The organism is Pseudomonas sp. NPDC089407, from assembly GCF_044900445.1.
Taxonomy (GTDB): domain Bacteria; phylum Pseudomonadota; class Gammaproteobacteria; order Pseudomonadales; family Pseudomonadaceae; genus Aquipseudomonas.
The window spans coordinates 1-18,598 of record NZ_JBJDNB010000011.1; the positions used below are offsets into that span (position 1 = coordinate 1).

At 63.1% G+C, this 18,598-nt stretch carries 17 protein-coding genes and 1 pseudogene; 14 read left to right on the forward strand and 4 right to left on the reverse strand.

Translation table 11 applies throughout. The features are described from left to right. Nucleotides 1-128: 128 nt before the first annotated feature. Nucleotides 129-514, forward strand: a pseudogene (locus ACI2KG_RS10685) (transposase); the annotation flags it as partial. Between the two features lie 36 nt (nt 515-550). On the opposite strand, the gene ACI2KG_RS10690 reads toward ACI2KG_RS10685, so the two are convergent. Next, nucleotides 551-1,570: an RHS repeat-associated core domain-containing protein gene (locus tag ACI2KG_RS10690; protein ID WP_404661868.1), complete on the reverse strand. Its 1,020-nt coding sequence runs from the start codon at nt 1,568-1,570 to the stop codon at nt 551-553. Between the two features lie 148 nt (nt 1,571-1,718). On the opposite strand from ACI2KG_RS10690, the gene ACI2KG_RS10695 reads away from it, so the two are divergent. Together ACI2KG_RS10695 and tam are read left to right on the forward strand one after the other, a co-directional pair. Beyond that, a complete protein-coding gene (locus ACI2KG_RS10695) occupies nt 1,719-1,991 on the forward strand; it encodes a hypothetical protein (RefSeq protein WP_404661869.1) in 273 nt (90 codons plus the stop codon). 345 nt (nt 1,992-2,336) lie between these two features. Further along, a complete protein-coding gene (tam, locus tag ACI2KG_RS10700; protein WP_404661870.1) occupies nt 2,337-3,113 on the forward strand; it encodes a trans-aconitate 2-methyltransferase in 777 nt (258 codons plus the stop codon). Here tam and ACI2KG_RS10705 read toward each other — a convergent pair. Both ACI2KG_RS10705 and ACI2KG_RS10710 read right to left on the reverse strand, forming a co-directional pair. After that, nucleotides 3,103-3,474, reverse strand: a complete 372-nt coding sequence (locus ACI2KG_RS10705; protein ID WP_404661871.1) for a DUF2784 domain-containing protein — start codon at nt 3,472-3,474, stop codon at nt 3,103-3,105. The two genes, tam and ACI2KG_RS10705, sit on opposite strands and share 11 nt — an antisense overlap. A 154-nt stretch (nt 3,475-3,628) precedes the next feature. Beyond that, nucleotides 3,629-4,498 (reverse strand): LysR substrate-binding domain-containing protein, encoded by an 870-nt coding sequence (locus tag ACI2KG_RS10710; protein WP_400617326.1) that lies wholly within the window; start codon nt 4,496-4,498, stop codon nt 3,629-3,631. A gap of 243 nt (nt 4,499-4,741) precedes the next feature. Here ACI2KG_RS10710 and ACI2KG_RS10715 point away from each other — a divergent pair, with 243 nt between their 5' ends. The 5 genes from ACI2KG_RS10715 to ACI2KG_RS10735 all read left to right on the forward strand — a co-directional run bounded on the left by ACI2KG_RS10715 (nt 4,742) and on the right by ACI2KG_RS10735 (nt 11,052). Then, entirely contained in the window at nt 4,742-6,058 is a 1,317-nt protein-coding gene (locus tag ACI2KG_RS10715) for an MFS transporter (RefSeq protein ID WP_404661872.1), read from the forward strand. Between the two features lie 14 nt (nt 6,059-6,072). Beyond that, nucleotides 6,073-7,464: an FAD-dependent oxidoreductase gene (locus tag ACI2KG_RS10720; protein ID WP_404661873.1), complete on the forward strand. Its 1,392-nt coding sequence runs from the start codon at nt 6,073-6,075 to the stop codon at nt 7,462-7,464. A 165-nt stretch (nt 7,465-7,629) separates the two neighbouring features. Next, nucleotides 7,630-8,340 (forward strand): YebC/PmpR family DNA-binding transcriptional regulator, encoded by a 711-nt coding sequence (locus ACI2KG_RS10725; RefSeq protein ID WP_404661874.1) that lies wholly within the window; start codon nt 7,630-7,632, stop codon nt 8,338-8,340. 153 nt (nt 8,341-8,493) lie between these two features. Beyond that, entirely contained in the window at nt 8,494-9,438 is a 945-nt protein-coding gene (locus tag ACI2KG_RS10730; protein WP_404661875.1) for a LysR family transcriptional regulator, read from the forward strand. A gap of 201 nt (nt 9,439-9,639) precedes the next feature. Continuing rightward, nucleotides 9,640-11,052, forward strand: coding sequence for a DOPA decarboxylase (locus ACI2KG_RS10735; protein ID WP_404661876.1), 1,413 nt, complete (start codon nt 9,640-9,642; stop codon nt 11,050-11,052). A gap of 137 nt (nt 11,053-11,189) precedes the next feature. On the opposite strand, the gene ACI2KG_RS10740 is transcribed toward ACI2KG_RS10735, so the two are convergent. Continuing rightward, a complete protein-coding gene (locus ACI2KG_RS10740; protein ID WP_404661877.1) occupies nt 11,190-12,563 on the reverse strand; it encodes an MFS transporter in 1,374 nt (457 codons plus the stop codon). A gap of 288 nt (nt 12,564-12,851) precedes the next feature. On the opposite strand from ACI2KG_RS10740, the gene quiC reads away from it, so the two are divergent. The 6 genes from quiC to ACI2KG_RS10770 all read left to right on the forward strand — a co-directional run bounded on the left by quiC (nt 12,852) and on the right by ACI2KG_RS10770 (nt 18,539). Beyond that, nucleotides 12,852-14,759: a 3-dehydroshikimate dehydratase QuiC gene (gene quiC / locus ACI2KG_RS10745; RefSeq protein ID WP_404661878.1), complete on the forward strand. Its 1,908-nt coding sequence runs from the start codon at nt 12,852-12,854 to the stop codon at nt 14,757-14,759. A 493-nt stretch (nt 14,760-15,252) separates the two neighbouring features. Beyond that, complete coding sequence (locus ACI2KG_RS10750) at nt 15,253-15,654, forward strand: hypothetical protein (protein ID WP_404661879.1); 402 nt, start codon at nt 15,253-15,255, stop codon at nt 15,652-15,654. Nucleotides 15,655-15,913: 259 nt separating this feature from the next. Further along, nucleotides 15,914-16,135, forward strand: coding sequence for an MbtH family protein (locus tag ACI2KG_RS10755; protein ID WP_003256222.1), 222 nt, complete (start codon nt 15,914-15,916; stop codon nt 16,133-16,135). Then, on the forward strand, nt 16,132-16,851 hold the full coding sequence (locus tag ACI2KG_RS10760; protein ID WP_404661880.1) for a thioesterase II family protein: 720 nt from the start codon (nt 16,132-16,134) through the stop codon (nt 16,849-16,851). The genes ACI2KG_RS10755 and ACI2KG_RS10760 overlap by 4 nt, the downstream gene beginning before the upstream one ends. A 57-nt stretch (nt 16,852-16,908) precedes the next feature. Further along, entirely contained in the window at nt 16,909-17,460 is a 552-nt protein-coding gene (locus ACI2KG_RS10765) for a hydrolase (RefSeq protein ID WP_404661881.1), read from the forward strand. Continuing rightward, complete coding sequence (locus tag ACI2KG_RS10770; protein WP_404661979.1) at nt 17,457-18,539, forward strand: DUF1615 domain-containing protein; 1,083 nt, start codon at nt 17,457-17,459, stop codon at nt 18,537-18,539. Before ACI2KG_RS10765 ends, ACI2KG_RS10770 begins: the two co-directional genes overlap by 4 nt. Nucleotides 18,540-18,598 lie beyond the last annotated feature (59 nt).

Genomic DNA, 18,598 nt, shown 5'->3' on the forward strand with positions numbered 1-18,598 from the left:
GAATCCGATGCGGTCGGTGTGGGAGCTGGCTTGCCGGCGATGGGCTGCACAGCAGCCCCGGCAGTCTTAACTGACTGGCATTAGGGCTTGCCCGCCCCCACAAGATACCCGTCACGAACGCGTAACCTATGGCCAAGCAACGCTTCACGGTCGTTCATCCCGATTGCGCCGTCCAGTCATTTACTTCCTTTACTGACGACCTGCACAGGCCGGCGGACTGGCTCAAAAGTTTGGCCATCACCGTCGTAGCCATGGAGCCCACAGGCGTTTACTGGATTCCGATTTACGAGATCCTCAGCGAACGTGGCTTCGAGGTTTACCTCCTCAATGCCCGGGCAACACGGCAGATCACGGGTCGCAAGTCCGATGTGCTGAATTGCCAATGGATTTGGCAACTGATGACACACGGGCTTCTGCGTGGTGCTTTCCGTCCGACGACCTGACATGCCGTGTTCGCTCATTGGTCAGGCAGCGTGCCTCCAAAGTGAAAGATCAGGCGCAGACCCTGAACCGGAAACTCGGGTATGAGGCAGTGGCTGCCTAAACCTGATCAAAACGATGAGTTGCGTCTTATTTGAGAAATTTGATAGGAAACACCATACGTATACGAATCTAGCGCATCATCATTAGCAATATCTACCCAAAGTTTTCTTCTGTCTAAAGAATGCTGCTCCGTAACCGGGCCGGATCGATAGGCTTCTTGAATATTGTGTATCCTGCGAGCATAAGGCCTTAACAAAGTCTCCAAATCTTTGGCATGGCCAGTCGTTATGCCAAGCGGCACGACTTTCGTTTTTTTGAACCAATTTCCTAATCCCTTGACGGTCACTGAATATAAATCAGAATAATCCTCTGCATAATACTTAAGACTCAGAACTCTTTCGCCTGAAATGGGTAGTTTGTATTTCGATAGCTCAGGGTGTTTCAAGAAAAAATTGTCATATTCTTTCGGGATCAAAGATTTAGTAACATTCTCTACCATAGATTTTGGAGCGGTAAGCGTAGCTTGCACCAAATCACCGCCACCTAGAGTATGAATAAAATCTGTGTCCAGTGTATAGTGCATTTGTGTGAGGACGCGATTGTCGCGCTGCGCAGCAATCTTCGCCAGTGTCTTGAGTGATGGACTCCCTGTAGTTGATGGGGCCCTGGTCCGCCCACTGGGGTCGCTGTAATTGACCGGATCACCAGAACAGTAACCCATCCAATTCAGCTCCTGCCCTTGCATATTAAATACATCGGGCGAATTAAACCCAGGGCGACTTGGAATATACGCCCGCCTGCCCCCCAGCAAATATCCCTGGAATGTGCGATCATACACCTCGCCATTAAATCCTACTCGGCACTTACTGCTCGACAAGTCAGGCTCAAACCCATATGCAGAATAGTTAAACGATGATTCTTGCTGCGCATCACGCATTACCGTCCCAGTCTGATCTGTTGCCAGTAACAGATTATTTATCGGCCCGCGCTGAGCGAGCAACTGAGCGGCTGCACGAAAAAAAACTGTGCGCTCGGTTTCCGCAAGCAAGATGACGGGGTGGCGACCCTTATAGAAGATACGTTCCATAACTTTATCACCTCGTTATTTTCAGTATTATTAACCCGCTGAAAACATCCTGCTACTGATAAAAATGTTAGGTTTACGAACAGCTGGCAGGTTTGGTACGTTGCTACAAATGTGGGTTTGCCCTAATGCCAGTCAACCTTAGGTCGAAGTGGAGGCCAGTGGTGAGCTGCAGCCAGACTGGAACCTCAGCGCCAGCTACAACCGCAGCATCATCAAGGGCGCCGATGGTGAACGCATCAACACGGTGTTCCCGGCCAACATGGTCAAGCTGTGGAGCACCTACCGTCTGCCGGGTGAACTGGACCGCCTGACCGTAGGCGGTGGCATGAACTGGCAGAGCGGCATCCACTTCACTGCCGCGCCCACCGACTTGGGCAAGACGGTCAGGCCAAGCAGGGCCTGTTCGCGGTGTTCAACCTGATGGGCCGTCACCAGATCACCGACCAGCTTTCGAACGTTGAAGGTCAACAACCTGTTCGAAAAGAAGTACCTCAGTGCGCTGGATACCACGTTCTACAGTGGCTACTACGGCGAGCCACGCAAGGTCATGGTGATCACCCGCTGGGACTTCTGAAGGCAGGGATGCGTTCCTTTGTAGGAGCGGCCTTGCGTCGCGATGGGCCGCAAAGCGGCCCCAAAATTGTGGCCCTGGCATAGATTGCCGGGGCTGCTTCGCAGCCCATCGCGACGCAAGGCCGCTCACAGGGACCGCACAGGGCTTTAGATGGCATATGCTGAACACACCGCCCGCCCTAAGGAGCTACACATGGCCTGGTCCGCCACCCAGTATTCCCTGTTCGAAGATGAACGCACCCGCGCCGTGCGCGACCTGCTCGCCGCCATCCCGTCGCGCCCGGTGCGCCACGCCACCGACCTGGGCTGTGGCCCCGGCAACTCCACCGAAGTGCTGCTGCAACGCTACCCCGACGCCCAGGTGACGGCGCTGGACAGTGACCCGGACATGATCGCCAAGGCCCGCGAGCGCAAGCGGCTGTGCATCCCCCGGATGCGCACGGCCATCGGCGACATCAGCGGCTGGTCCGCGCCCGAGCCACAGGACCTGATCCTCGCCAATGCCTCGCTGCAATGGGTGCCCGACCACGCCTCGCTGTACCCGCACCTGGTACGCCAGTTGAGCGAAGGCGCCAGCCTGGCCGTGCAGACCCCGGACAACCTCGACGAGCCCGCCCACCGGCAATTGCGCGAGATTGCCAGCCAGGGCCCCTGGGCGGCCAAGTTCGCCGACTTCCAGCTGCCGCCCCGGCATAGCGCGGCGTTCTATTACGACCTGCTCAGCCCGTTGTGCGCGCGGGTGGATGTATGGCGCACCACCTATCACCACCCGTTGATGGGCGGCGCCGAAGCGGTGGTGGAATGGTTCAAGGGCTCGGCGCTGCGGCCTTATCTGGCCAGGCTGGATGAACAGGAGCAGGCCAGCTTCCTGCAGATGTACCTGCAGGCGATGCAGCGCGACTACCCGCCGGCCACCGACGGCAAGGTGCTGTTGCCGTTCCCGCGCCTGTTCGTTGTTGCTACCCGCTAGGGCGGCGCCAGCGCCAGGCCACGTAGCTGTAGATGCCCAGGTTGAGCAGCAGTACGAAGCTGCCCAGCAGCAGCTGGATGTGCGGGGTCAGCCCGGCAGGGTAGATCAGTGGCCAGATGTAGTGCTCGACGAAGCCGCCTTGGTAGCCCGCGTCACCGGCGGCGCTGCGCATGCGGTTTTCCCAGGTTGTCAGTGGGCAGCCGAGGTGCAGGCATTCCACCGCCAGGCCCCAGGCCAGGGCCGGCAGGTGCAATAGCAGGGCAGGGCGCCAGCGCAGTACCAGCAGGCCACCGAACAGCACCAGCAGGATGAAGGCCAGGTGCAGCAGGACCAGGGTGTCGGCGGCGAGGCGGTAGAGCATGGGATGAGTGCCCAGTCATGAAGTTACACCAGCATAGTTGGGTAGCCTGCACTGGCCCTATCGCCGGCAAGCCAGCTCCCACAGGAAAACCACAAGTGCTGAAATTGTGGCGTACTTGTGGGAGCTGGCTTGCCGGCGATAGGGCCAGTGCAGGCTACAAACCTTCCTCAACCATCTGCAAAAAGGTCGCCACCACCCGCCGCGTACGCTGCTCGCTCAAACACACCAGGGTCTCGGTCAAATGCCGCTGGCAATCGACGATCGGCAGCGCACACACCCGCGCATCGGCGCCAAACTCCGCCGCCGACACCACCCCCACGCCAATCCCCACCACTACCGCCTCACGCGCGGCCTCGCGGCCTTCCACCTGGATGGCCGGGCGAATCCGCAGCCCGGCGCGCTGCATCTCTTCCTCCAGCGTCTGCCGCGTTACCGAACCAGGCTCGCGCAGCACCAGTGGCGTGTCGTCAAGGTCCGCCAGGCTGATCGAGCCACGGCTGGCCCACGGATGGTTGTGCGAGACAAACGCCACCATCGGGTCGCGCCGCAGCGGCAGGCAGTGCAGGCGCTCATCGTCGACATCACGGCCAAGCAGGGCCAGGTCGGCCTGGTAGCTGAACAAACGGGCCAGCGACTCATCGGTATTGCCGGTCTCGATCTTCACCTGAATGCCCGGGTAGCGCTGGCAGAAGCGGGCGATCTGCGGCAGCACGTGCACCGGCGCATCCACTGCCAGCACCAGGCTGCCGGTGTGCAGCGCACGCGAGTCCTGCAGCAGGTCATGGGCCTCGGCTTCACAGGCGAACAGGCGCTGGCTGATGCCCAGCAGGCGCTCGCCAAGGTCGGTGAGCTGCACCGAGCGCTTGTTGCGGTGGAACAGCAACACGCCGAAGCGTTCCTCCAGTTTGCGCACCTGGTCCGACACGGCTGGCTGGGTCAGAAACAACTTTTCTGCCGCGCGGGTAAAGCTGCCGTGCACGGCCACCGCGTGGAACGCCTTGAGTTGTGCGTGGGAAACCGACATGAGCACCTCAGTAACAAGCTGAGCTTATGTGTGTAATACGATAAATCGATTTTATTTATTTTTCCGCAACTGTTTCCATGCATTTCAGCCCGACGCAGGCACCACAAGTGCCGCCAGGGCCACGGTGCCCACCCGGTGCCACCTGACCCGATGACAGCCTCGTCATCGCTGTGCGTAACACAAGAACAAGACAGGCGTTTCTTCACATTCTGCCGGCACACTCAAGCAAGAGGTCAGACTTAAATGAATCAATCCCTAGCCACGATCAAACGTTGGCGCATGCAGATTTTCGCCATCACCTGGCTGGCCTACGCCGCCTTCTACTTCACCCGCAAAGCCTTTTCGGTGGCCAAGCTGGGCATCGCCGAAGACCCGGCCTTCATGCTCGACAAGGCCGCCATGGCCAACCTCGACGCCATTTACCTGGCCGCCTATGCCGTGGGCCAGTTCACCTGGGGCATGCTGGCCGACCGCTTCGGCCCGCGCGTGGTGGTGCTTGGCGGGTTGCTGATATCCGCCGTGGCGGCAGTGGTGATGGGCAGTTACGCCACCTTCCCGATCTTTGCCACCTGCATGCTGGTGCAGGGCCTGGCGCAATCCACCGGCTGGGCCGGCCTGTGCAAGAACATCGGCAGCTTCTTCCCGGCCTCGCAGCGGGGGCGGGTGCTGGGCCTGTGGAGCTCCTGCTATGCCTTCGGCGGCCTGGTGGCTTCACCGTTTGCCGGCTGGTGGGCCTATACCCTGGTCGGCACCTGGCACGCGGCGTTTTTCTCCAGCGCTGCGGTGGTGGCGCTGGTGGCGGTGCTGTTCTTCTTCCTGCAGCGCAACAAACCCGAAGACGTCGGCCTGCCGGCGGTGGAACCCGAACCGCAGAGCATGGCCCCGGCCGACAACCTGTGCAGCGTGTGGGCACCGCTGAAAGAGATTTTGCGCAACCGCACGGTGTTGACCCTGGGCCTGGCGTACTTCCTGCTCAAGCCGGCGCGCTACGCCATCCTGTTATCGGGGCCGGTGATCGTCTTCGAGCAGATGCCCTCGGTGGGCAAGGTGGGCGCGGCAATCATCCCGACCGCCTTCGAACTGGCTGGGCTGCTGGGGCCAATCATGATTGGCCTGGCCTCCGACAAGCTGTTTGGCGCCCGGCGAATGCCGGCCTGCGTGATCAGCCTGGTGCTGTTGACGGTGACCCTGGCGGCGTTCATGGCGGCGATGCACACCGGCAGCGTAGTGCTGGTCGTGGCCTTGCTGTTTGTCATGGGCCTGACTCTGTACGGGCCGGACTCGATGATCAGCGGCGCCGCCGCCATCGACTTCGGCACGGCCAAGGCCGGGGCCACCGCAGCGGGCTTCGTCAACGGCTGCGGTTCGGTGGGCGCGGTGCTGGGCGGGTTGCTGCCAGGTTACTTCGATGGCGTCACGGTGTTCATCGTGTTTGCCGGCTGCGCGCTGTTCTCGGCGCTGGTACTGCTGCCGCACTGGAACAGCCGCCCGGCCAGCAGCCCGCAGAGCAGCGATGTGGCACCGAACACCAGCATGGCAATCAAGCCACTGCGTACCTAAAGGAAAGCGAGCGGATGAGACCCTTCTGGCTACAACAGGCCCTGGCATCGACCCAGGAGGCGGTGTGCCCGCCGCTGCAAGGCGACGCCCGTTGCGATATATGCATCGTCGGCGGTGGTTATACCGGCCTGTGGACGGCGCTGATGCTCAAGGAGGCGGTACCGGCGCTGGATGTAATGCTGATCGAGGCCGACATCTGCGGTGCCGGGGCCAGTGGCCGTAATGGCGGGTGTGCGTTGTCCTGGTCGGCCAAGTACTTCACCCTTGAGCGCCTGTTCGGTGCGGCCGAGGCGGTGCGCTTGGTGCGTGAGTCGGAGCGCAGCATCAGTGAGATCGGCGCGTTCTGTGCGGCCAATGGCATCGACTGCGACTACCGCCTGGACGGCACGCTGTACACCGCCACCAATGCCGCCCAGGTAGGCGCCACCGATGCGGTGATCGCCGCGCTGGAGCACAAGGGCATCAATGCGTTCCGCCGCCTGCCGCTGGAGCAGGTGCAGCGCCTGGCCGGTTCGGCGCGGCACCTGGAAGGTTGGTTCTCGCCAGCCGCTGCCACCGTGCAGCCGGGAAAGCTGGTGCGCGGCTTGCGCCGGGTGGCGTTGCAGCGCGGGGTGCGCATTTTCGAGGGCACCGCCATGACTGGCCTGGAGCATGGCGCCCCGGTGCAGGTGCGCACGGCCAACGGTAGTGTGCGCGCCGACCGCGTGGTGCTGGGCCTCAACGCCTGGATGGCGCGGGCCTTCCCACAGTTCGAGCGCAGCGTGGCGATTGTTTCCAGCGACATGGTGATTACCGAACCGTACCCCGAACTGCTGCGCCAGATCGGCCTGGACAGCGGCATCAGCGTGCTCGACTCGCGCATTTTCGTGCATTACTACCACAACACGTCCGATGGCCGGCTGATGCTGGGCAAGGGTGGCAATACCTTTGCCTATGGCGGGCGCATGTTGCCGGTGTTCGACCAGCCATCACCGTACCGGCGATTGCTGCGCGAAAGCCTTGGCGGGTTCTTCCCGGCGCTGGCCGAGGTGCCGCTGGCGGCCAGCTGGAACGGCCCGTCGGACCGCTCGGTGACCGGGCTGCCATTCTTTGGCCGGCTGGACGGGCAGGGCAATGTGTTCTACGGGTTTGGCTATTCCGGCAGCGGGGTGGGGCCGTGCCATATGGGCGGGCAGATCCTGTCGTCGCTGGCGCTGGGGCTGGACAACCCGTGGACCCGCTCGCCGCTGGTCAAAGGGCCGCTGGGCCTGTTCCCGCCTGAGCCAATCCGCTACCTGGGGTCGCTGATGGTGCGCAATGCCATCCGCCGCAAGGAGCGCGCCGAAGACCACGGGTTGCGCCCGCGCCGGCTGGATGTGCGCCTGGCGCGGTTTGCGGCGGCGGCAGGTAAAGCCGATAAAGGCTGAGTCTTTGGCGTTACCCATTTTTTTTGGGAGCGGTCTTGTGCCGCGAATGGGTCGCGAAGCGGCCCCCAGCGATTACTTGTCGAACACCGGCTCGAGGGCGTATAAACTGCACCCACTTTTGGCCGGTCGCTTCCTGAACCGGCCGCTGAAACAAAGAGAGTCGACATGGGCGCACAGTGGAAAGCCAAACATAGAGAAACAGCGGCCAACGCCAAAGGCAAGGTGATGGGCAAGCTGGCCAAGGAAATTCAGATTGCGGCCAAGTCTGGCGCCGACCCGGACATGAACCCGCGCCTGCGCCTGGCCATTGTCCAGGCCAAGAAAGCCTCGATGACCCGTGAAACCCTGGAGCGTGCCATCAAGAAAGGTGCTGGCCTGGACGGCGAAGCCGTGCAGTACCATGCCGTCAGCTATGAAGGCTTCGCCCCGCACCAGGTGCCGCTGATCGTCGAGTGCCTGACCGACAACGTCAACCGCACCGTCGCGCAGATCCGCGTGCTGTTCCGCAAGGGCCAACTGGGGGCCAGCGGTTCGGTGACCTGGGACTTCAACCACGTCGGCCTGATCGAAGCCACCCCGGAAGGCGATGCCGACCCGGAAATGGCCGCCATCGAAGCCGGTGCCCAAGACTTTGAAGAAGGTGAAGAAGAGGGCTCGACCCTGTTCATCACCGACACCACCGACCTTGACGCGGTGCAAAAGGCCCTGCCTGAGCAGGGCTTCACCGTGACCTCGGCGAAGATCGGCTACACCCCGAAAAACCCGGTGAGCGCGGCCAGCCTGAGTGCTGAAGCGCTGGCAGAGGTAGAAGCGTTCCTCGAAGCGATAGACGAGAACGATGATGTGCAGAATGTTTATGTGGGTCTAACTGACTGATTTGTGTGATTAGGGCCGCTTTGCGGCCCATCGCGACACAAGGCCGCTCCTACAGGGACCGCGCAAGCCACAGAGAGATGCGGTCCCTGTAGGAGCGGCCTTGCGTCGCGAAACGAGGGCGAAGCCCTCGCAGCAGTCCGGAGCCGAACCCCGATGAACCCCACCTTCGCCTCCCTCAGCCTCGCCCACCTGCGCACCCTCGACCACCTTCTGCAGCTGAAAAACCTCAGCCACGCCGCCGAGCGCCTTGGCGTTAGCCAGTCGGCCCTGAGCCGCCAGCTGGCCCTGTTGCGTGAAGCGTTTGACGACCCCTTGCTGGTGCGCCAAGGGCGCGGCTACGTGCTTAGCGAACACGCCGAAACCCTGGTCGAACCCTTGCGCCAAGTTCTGGAAGAACTGCAAGCCCTGCGCCAGCCCGCAGTCTTCGACCCGGGCCGCTGCGAGCGGCGCTTCTGCCTGGCTGCTTCGGACTATGTGGCCGAACACATGCTGCCGTTGCTGGTCGCTGCGCTGGAACAGGAAGCACCGGGCGTTTCGCTGGAGTACCGCACCTGGCAGGCCGGCCAGTACGCCTTGCTGGCCAGCGGCGAGATCGACCTGGCGACCACGCTGTTCGACGAGTCGCCGCCCAACCTGCACGGGCGCCTGCTGGGCGAGGACCGCGCGGTTTGCCTGATGCGCCGTGACCACCCGCTGAGCGCACATACCGCGCTCAGCCAGGCCGATTACCTGGCGCACAAGCATGTGCGTATCTCCGGCGGTGGTGACAAGGACAGCTTCATCGACCGCCACCTGCGCGCCCAGGGCCTGCAGCGGCGAGTCAGCCTGGAAGTGCCGTTCTTCTCGGCTACGGTCAAAGTGATTGCCAATAGCCAGGCCGTGGCCACCGTCCCCGAGCACATTGCCCGGCAGCTGAGCCGTTTGCATGACCTGGCCTGGCGGCCGCTGGGCTTCATCGACCACAGCCAGCGCTACTGGGTGGTGTGGCACCAGCGTTTGCAGGCCTCGGCCGAACACCGCTGGTTGCGCAACCGGGTGTTCGAGTTGTGGCGCCAGTCGCAGTTCGGTGTGCAGGGTGGGCATGCGGGTTTGCCATAGCAGCTATGCGTGATGTGGGGTTATTCGTCTGGGGATAGCGGCCTAGACTGGGGGCATTGTGTGGCCAGCACTGGCCCTATCGCCGGCAAGCCAGCTCCCACAGGTACCCCACAAATTTCAGCACTTGTGGTTTTCCTGTGGGAGCTGGCTTGCCGGCGATAGGGCCGGGACAGGCAACGGACAACCCACAGGAGAGCCAGCGTGACCCCCGAACAATTCCGCCAATACGGCCACCAGCTGATCGACCTGATCGCCGACTACCGCCAGACCGTCGGCGAACGCCCGGTCATGGCCCAGGTCGAACCCGGCTACCTCAAGGCCGCCTTGCCAGAACAGGCCCCCCAGCAAGGCGAACCCTTCGAGGCCATCCTCGACGACGTCAACCAGCTGGTCATGCCCGGCCTGTCCCACTGGCAGCACCCGGACTTCTACGGTTATTTCCCTTCCAACGGCACACTGTCCTCGGTGCTGGGTGATTTTCTCAGCACCGGCCTGGGCGTACTGGGGTTGTCGTGGCAGTCCAGCCCGGCGCTGAGCGAACTGGAAGAAACCACCCTCGACTGGCTGCGCCAACTGCTAGGCCTGTCTGGTCAATGGAGCGGGGTGATCCAGGACACCGCCTCGACCAGCACCCTGGTGGCACTGATCAGTGCCCGTGAGCGTGCCACCGACTACGCCCTGGTGCGCGGCGGCCTGCAGGCCGAAGCCAAGCCGTTGATCGTGTATGTCAGCGCCCACGCCCACAGCTCGGTGGACAAGGCCGCGCTGCTGGCCGGTTTTGGCCGCGACAACATTCGCCTGATCCCCACCGACGAACGCTACGCCCTACGCCCAGAGGCGTTGCAGGCGGCCATCGAGCAAGACCTGGCCGCCGGCAACCAGCCCTGCGCCGTAGTGGCCACCACCGGCACCACCACCACCACCGCTCTCGACCCGCTGCGCCCGGTCGGCGAGATCGCCCAGGCCCATGGCCTGTGGCTGCATGTGGACTCGGCCATGGCCGGTTCGGCAATGATCTTGCCGGAATGCCGCTGGATGTGGGACGGCATCGAGCTGGCCGATTCGGTAGTGGTCAACGCGCACAAGTGGTTGGGCGTGGCCTTCGATTGCTCCATTTACTACGTGCGCGACCCGCAGCACCTGATCCGGGTGATGAGCACCAACCCCAGCTACCTGCAATCGGCAGTGGATGGCGAGGTGAAGAACCTGCGTGACTGGGGCATCCCGCTGGGCCGCCGGTTCCGCGCGTTGAAGCTGTGGTTCATGTTGCGTAGCGAAGGGGTTGAAGCGTTGCAGACGCGGTTGCGGCGTGACCTGGACAATGCCCAGTGGCTGGCGGGGCAGGTTGCGGCTGCGCCGGGCTGGGAAGTGTTGGCACCGGTGCAGTTGCAGACGTTGTGCATTCGCCATCAGCCGGCAGGGCTGGAAGGGGAGGCGCTGGATGCGCATACCAAAGGCTGGGCTGAGCGGCTGAATGCGTCCGGGGATGCGTATGTGACGCCGGCGACGCTGGATGGGCGCTGGATGGTGCGGGTGTCGATTGGGGCCTTGCCGACTGAGCGGGGGGATGTGGAGCGGTTGTGGGCGCGTCTGCAGGAAGTTGTTGAAGGCTGATAATGTCGGGGCCGCTTTGCGGCCCATTCGCCGGCAAGCCAGCTGCCACAGGTACTGCACAAGACTTGAGGACTGTGTAGCCCCTGTGGGCGCTGGCTTGCCGGCGAAAGGGCTGCAGAGCAGCCCCCTGCGGTCTATCAGTGACTCACCGCCTGAAAGCTACCTTTACGGTTAGCCTCATACGCTTCCTTTTCCATCGGCTTGGCGTCTGGGTTCCCCAGGTCTTCCATCGCCAGGCGGTGGGTTTCCGGGGCAATGTAGGCCGCCAGGGCGCACACGCAGGTGATGAAGAATGCCAGCCCGCCAATCACCAGCGGGATGTTCTCCGAGCCAGGTGGGGCAACCAGGGCGAACAGCGCCGGCAGCATGGCGGTCAGCATGGTGCCGATGTTCTGCGCGATGGCCATGGCCGAAACGCGGTAGCGGGTGTGGAACAGCTCTGGGTAGAAGCTTGGGAATACCGCGTTGTAACCCTGGTAGACCATGCCCCACATTACGATCGAAGCGGTGAAGGCCAGCGGCACGTTCTGGATGCTGATTGCATACAGGTAGACAAAGGCCAGCAGGCCCGAGCCCAGGCAACCGGCAATCATGGTCGGGCGACGGCCGATCTTGTCAGACAGGTTGCCGACAAACGGAATCACCAGCACCGCGACGATGTTGCCGACCACCGGAATCCACAGGTACACGCTCTTGTCAAAGCCGATGCCATAGGCCGGCTGCACCGCGTAGGCCGCACCAAAGATGGTGGCCACTACCGGGATCACGTTCATCAGCGCCATGAACATCACCAGCACCATGTGCTTCCAGCTATGGCGGAACGCTTCGCTGATCGGCGACTTGGCTACCTTGTCCTGTTTTTCTTCCTTCACGAACGCCGGGGTTTCGTGCACTTCCTTACGGATGATGAAACCGGCAATCAGCACGATGGCGCTCATCAGGAACGGAATGCGCCAGCCCCATTCGGTGAAGGCTTCGCTCGGCATGAAGTAGGCCAGTGGCAGGAACACGGCCGCGGCCATCACCTGGCCGGCCTGTACGCCCTGCAAGGTGAAGCTGGCGTAGTAGCCTCTTCGGCCGAACGGTGCGTGCTCCATGATCATGGAACTGGCCCCGGAGATTTCCCCGGCCACCGCAAAGCCCTGGATCAGGCGCAGTACCACCAGCAGGGCCGGTGCGAGGTAGCCGATGTCGTGGTAGGTCGGTAGCAGGCCGACGGCCATGGTCGACAGGCCCATCAGGAACATGCACAGCAGGAGCACGTTCTTGCGGCCGCGGGTATCACCCCAGTGGCCCAGCACGAAGGCGCCGACCGGGCGCGCCAGGTAGCCCACGCCATAGGTGGCCAACGAAGCAATGATGGCCATTTTCGGGTCGGTATTGGGGAAGAAGATCTGCGGGAAAATCAGTGCAGCGGCCTGGGCATAGATGAAGAAATCGTAGTACTCGAGTGCCGAGCCTATCCATCCACTGGCGGTCGCTTTTTTTGCTTGCGAGCTGGAGTGAGCCATCGTTGTCTCCGTTGTTATTGTTGTTTGCGCAGGTTCCGCCAGGGGTTTTGCCAAGGCAGGAGGCAGCGGTCGGTGTGCCTGCGTCTGTGGTTCATGTTGACCACGGGCCAGTGGGCTGGCAATTCGCTAAAACGGGTTTTGTGCGATAATCGAACGCAAAACTAACCATTCCGTACAAAGAGATTGAAGCGACGACTTTACCTGCGAATAATCGATCGTGCCATAAACTGTGACAGGGGTTTATACCTGTCGGGCACCGTATCCCTCTAACAACAAGGAACTCCCGCCATGCAGCGTTCGATCGCTACCGTGTCCTTGAGCGGCACACTGCCGGAAAAGCTCGAAGCCATCGCCGCCGCCGGTTTTGACGGCGTCGAGATCTTCGAAAACGACCTGCTTTACTACGCCGGCAGCCCGCGCCAGGTGCGCCAGATGTGCGCCGATCTGGGCATCGCCATTACCCTGTTCCAGCCGTTCCGCGATTTTGAAGGCTGCCGCCGCGACCGGCTGCAGAGAAACCTCGACCGCGCCGAGCGCAAGTTCGACCTGATGCAGGAACTGGGCACCGACCTGGTGCTGGTGTGCAGTAACGTCCAGGCCGATGCCCTGGGCGATGAACAGCTGCTGGTTGACGACCTGCGCCTGCTGGGCGAGCATGCCGGCAAGCGCGGCCTGCGTATTGGTTACGAAGCGCTGGCCTGGGGCCGCCACGTCAATACCTACCAGCAAGTGTGGAACCTGGTGCGCCAGGCCGACCACCCGGCCCTCGGGGTGATCCTCGACAGCTTCCATACCCTGTCGCTCAAGGGCGACCCGAGTGCGATCCGCGACATCCCCGGCGACAAGATCTTCTTCGTGCAAATGGCCGACGCACCGATCCTGGCCATGGACGTGCTGGAGTGGAGCCGTCACTTCCGCTGCTTCCCGGGGCAGGGCGAAATGGACATGGCCGGCTTCCTCGCGCCAATCCTCGCCACCGGCTACCGTGGCCCGTTGTCGCTGGAAATCTTCAACGACGGTTTCCGCGCCGCGCCAACCCGGCAGAATGCCGCCGATGGCCTGCGTTCGCTGCTGTACCTCGAAGAGCAAACCCGCCTGCGCCTGGAGCAGGAAAACACCCCGATCGAACCTAGCGTGCTGTTTACTCCACCCGCTGCCAGCACTTATGACGGCGTGGAGTTCCTTGAATTTGCCGTTGACGAAGCCGTCGGCGCGCGCCTGGGCAGCTGGTTGAAGCGCCTGGGCTTTGCTGAAGCCGGCAAGCACCGCAGCAAAGAGGTGCAACTGCTGCGCCAGGGCGATATCAACATTGTGCTGAACGCCGAGCCGTATTCATTTGGCCACAACTTCTTCGAGGCCCATGGCCCGTCGCTGTGCGCCACCGCGCTGCGGGTCAAGGATCAGCAGGCTGCGCTGAAGCGTGCCACCGCCTACCGTGGCCAGCCGTTCCGCGGCCTGGTCGGCCCCAACGAGTGCGAAGTGCCGGCGGTACGTGCGCCGGACGGCAGCCTGCTGTACCTGGTCGAACAGGGCACCGCCGGCCACACCCTGTACGACACCGACTTCAGCCTGGACCCGAACGCCAGCGCCACCGGCGGCCTGCGCCGCATCGACCACATGGCCCTGGCGCTGCCGGCCGAGTCGCTGGACAGCTGGGTACTGTTCTACAAGAGCCTGTTCGACTTCGCCGCCGACGACGAAGTGGTGCTGCCCGACCCCTATGGCCTGGTCAAGAGCCGCGCCCTGCGCAGCCAGTGCGGCACCTTGCGCCTGCCGCTGAACATTTCGGAAAACCGCAACACCGCCATCGCCCATGCGTTGTCCAGCTACCGGGGTTCGGGGGTGCATCACATCGCCTTCGATTGTGACGACATCTTCCGCGAAGTGGCGCGGGCCAAGCTTGCCGGCGTGCCGCTGCTGGAGATCCCGCTGAACTACTACGATGACCTGGCGGCGCGCTTCGATTTCGACGACGAGTTCCTCAGCGAGCTGGCGTACTACAACGTGTTGTACGACCGCGACGCCCAGGGCGGCGAGCTGTTCCACGTGTACACCGAGCCGTTCGAAGAGCGTTTCTTCTTCGAGATCATCCAGCGCAAGGGGGGGTATGCCGGCTACGGCGCGGCCAACGTCGCGGTGCGCCTGGCCGCCATGGCCAAGGCCCGCAGCGGCGCTGCGCGCAAGCCGGTCCTGTAGTCGCCTGCACCGGCCTCATCGCCGGCAAGCCAGCTCCCACAGGGTCACTGCAGGCTGACAGGCCAATGCAGTACCTGTGGGAGATCACCCAGCCCTTCCGGGCTGCGCTGTCGCGCAGCAAACATGAGATGTATGGCTCCAGATCTGCGGTGGCGCTGACATTTTGAAAAAGAAAAGGCGGCTGGCCCGGTAGGGCCAGCCGCCTTTTGCTTTGTTAGGGTTCGTGTGCGCGGGACAGAGATCGTAGCCAGCACTGGTGTGTGTCAGCACACCCGCGTGGGAGAGTGATCCGCACGGTATCGGCGTGAAGTCCCTGTAGGCATCAGCTGAATCAGCTGTGACCATGTATGAGAGAGTGAACCCTTTCGCCGCCGTGTGCCCCGCGCGCCCTGGCTTTAGCGCAGATGCATAAATTGCTGGGGCTGCTTCGCAGCCCTTTCGCGACACAAGGCCGCTCCTACAGGGCGCAGCAAAAACTGGCTATGCTTGCTCCATGACCAGCTCTCCACCTTTACGCCAACCTTGCCCCCCTGGCGCATGCATCTGCGGCCGCGAACACCTGGCCGATCACCCGCAGACAGCCCAGCGCATTCTCCTGCTGACCCGCCAGGAAGAAAAACGCCTGCTCGAACGCCTGGAAAACCTCAAGGACCTGGAAGACCTGCAGCGCCTGCAGCAACGCCTGTACGACAACCTCGGCATCCGCGTGCATATCGCCCCCGGTTTCAACGAAGTGCGGACCATGCGCGGCATCGTCATCGAACTGGACGACCAGCCCGGGCTGTGCCGCAAGACCCGGCAAGCGATACCGGCGGCGATCCGGCGGGGGCTGGAGCGTAATCCGCAGGTGGCCTTCCGGTTGCTTGATACCCATGACCTGTTGCGGGATGCCTGATGGCGGCTGTATCGCGATCCTTGTAGGAGCGGCCTTGTGTCGCGATCGGGCGCGCAGCGGCCGCAAAACCTGCAACCCCGATTTGCCTGACAGAGCATGGTTGCCTGGATTGCGGCCGCTGCGCGCCCGATCGCGACACAAGGCCGCTCCTACAGGGGATCGCGTCAGTGCTGCTAATTTTTCCAGCGCTCACTACGTCTACTTGAAAGCCCCCCTGCGCCAACCCCGCAGCGGCACTTATCATTCAAGGAGACAGGCAATGACTTCCGTTTTCGACCGCGACGATATCCAGTTCCAGGTAGTGGTCAACCACGAAGAGCAATACTCGATCTGGCCCGACTACAAGGCCATCCCCAACGGCTGGCGTGCCGTGGGCAAAAGCGGCCTGAAGAAGGACTGCCTGGCCTACATTGATGAAGTGTGGACCGACATGCGCCCGCTGAGCCTGCGCCAGAAGATGGCCGAAGCCGCCGCCCAGTGACCGCACTGAACCTGCTGTGCCTGCCGTACTCCGGCGCCAGCGCCATGGTCTACAGCCGCTGGCGGCGCAAGCTGCCGGCGTGGTTGCAGGTGCGCCCGGTCGAGCTGCCCGGGCGCGGTGCGCGCATGGCCGAGCCACTGCACACCGACATGCAGGCGCTGGCCCGGCAGCTGGCCAGCGAGCAGCGCCTGGCGGCCAGTGCGCCGTATGCGTTGCTTGGTCATAGCCTGGGCGCGTTACTGGCCTTCGAACTGGCGCACGAGCTGCAAGCGCTGGGCTGCCCGGCGCCGCTGGCGTTGTTCGCCTGCGGTACGGCGGCGCCGACCCGGCGCGAGGATTACGATGGCAAGCACTGGCGCGAGCCTAAAAGCGACGCCGAGCTGATCAGCGAGTTGCGCGAGCTGCAAGGCACGCCCGAGGAAGTGCTGGCCAATGCCGAGTTGATGAGCCTGACCTTGCCGACCCTGCGCGCCGATTTCCTGCTGTGCGGTACCTACGCCTACCGCGACCGGCCGGCGCTTAACTGCCCGCTGCATGTGCTGGGCGGCACCGATGACCGGGCCAATGATGAGCAACTGCAGGCCTGGGGCAAAGAAACTGACGGCGAGTTCTCGCTGCAGATGTTCCCCGGTGGGCACTTCTTCATCCATGAACATGAAGACCGTGTGCTCGACGCGCTGGCTGCCTCGCTGCAACCCTTGCGCTTGTCCGCCTGATTGACGTCGCCGCTCGCCTGGGGGAGGCTAGGCTTTTTCCCAGGCAAGGGGCAGACCATGCTGATCGATCCACACAAGGCCACGCTGCTGGTCGTCGACATCCAGGAAAAACTCATCGGCGCCATGAGCGACCCCGAAGGCACTCGGGCGCGGGCTCGCTGGTTGCTGGCAGCCACCGCCGCGCTGGAGCTACCGACGGTAATATCCGAGCAGTACCCCAAAGGCCTGGGCCATACCCTGGCGGAGCTGCTGGCCGCGGCACCGGCCGCCGACGTGGTGGAGAAAAGCCATTTTTCCTGCGTGGCCGCCGAGTGCCTGCCGGCCAGCCTGATGGCGCGTGAGCAGGTAATCGTGTGTGGCATGGAAACCCACGTTTGCGTGCTGCAAACCGTGCTTGGCTTGCTGGCGTTGGGCAAGCAGGTGTTCGTGGTCGAGGATGCCTGCGACAGCCGCACCCCGGCGAGCAAGGCAGCGGGGCTGGCGCGCATGCGAGCCGCCGGTGCGCAGGTGGTGACCCGCGAGATGGTGCTGTTCGAACTGATGGGCAGTGCCGGCCACCCGCTGTTCCGCCATCTCAGCAAAACCTACCTGGTCGGTGAACAACCCTGAACGGCCGGTTACTGGCTGCCGGGTTGGTGGCCCTGGCGCTGCTGCAAGGCTGCGCCGGGCGCCGCGAGGAAGTGCCCGAGGCGGACCCGGCCAAGGTCCGTGCCCAGTTGCTGCGGCTGCTCCCTGCCCAGGCCAAGAATCGCGAGGGTTGGGCCAAGGATATCCAGGTTGCCTTCGAAGCCCAGCGCATTGCCCCCAGCAAAAGCAACCTGTGCGCCGTGCTGGCGGTGACCGAGCAGGAGTCGACCTTCACTGCCGACCCGCAGGTGCCCAACCTGGGGCGCATCGCCCGCGAAGAAATCGACCGCCGCGCGGCACGCCTGCATATCCCCAAGCTGCTGGTCGACGGTGCGCTGAAGGCACCTTCGGGCAACGGCCAGAGCTACCAGCAGCGCTTGCAGGCGGTGCGCAGCGAGAAGCAGCTCAGCGAACTGTACGACGAAGTGATTGCCCGGGTGCCGCTGGGCAAGAGCTTGCTTGGCGGGCTCAACCCGGTGCACACCGGCGGGCCGATGCAGGTCAGCATCGACTTTGCCGAGAAGCATGCACAGGACTACCCGTACAGCCACGATGGCAGCATTCGCCGGGAAGTGTTCACCCGGCGCGGCGGCCTGTACTTCGGTATCGCCCACCTGTTGGGCTACCCGGTCAGCTACGATCGCAAGCTGTACCGCTTTGCCGATTTCAACGCCGGTTGGTACGCCAGCCGCAACGCGGCGTTCCAGGCGGCGTTGAGCACAGTGACCGGGGTGAAGCTGGCGCTGGACGGCGACCTGGTGGCGCCTGGGGCGATCATGCCGGGCACCACCGAAATGGCAGCGCGCAAGCTGGGGGTGAAGCTGGGTTTGCGGAACCCGCAGATACGCAGCCAACTGGAGGAGGGCGACAGCCTGGCGTTCGAGGACAGCAAGCTGTACAGCGGGGTATTTGCCCTGGCCGATGCTGCCGCTGGCAAGCCGGTGCCACGGGCAGTCTTGCCGGGTATTGAACTGAAGAGCCCAAAGATTACCCGCAAGCTGACCACGGCGTGGTTTGCCGGGCGGGTGGATGAGCGTTATCAGCGGTGCCTGAAGCGCTAGCCTGCAAGCTATCTTGTGTTGCCTGCGCTGGCCTCATCGCCGGCAAGCCAGCTCCTACA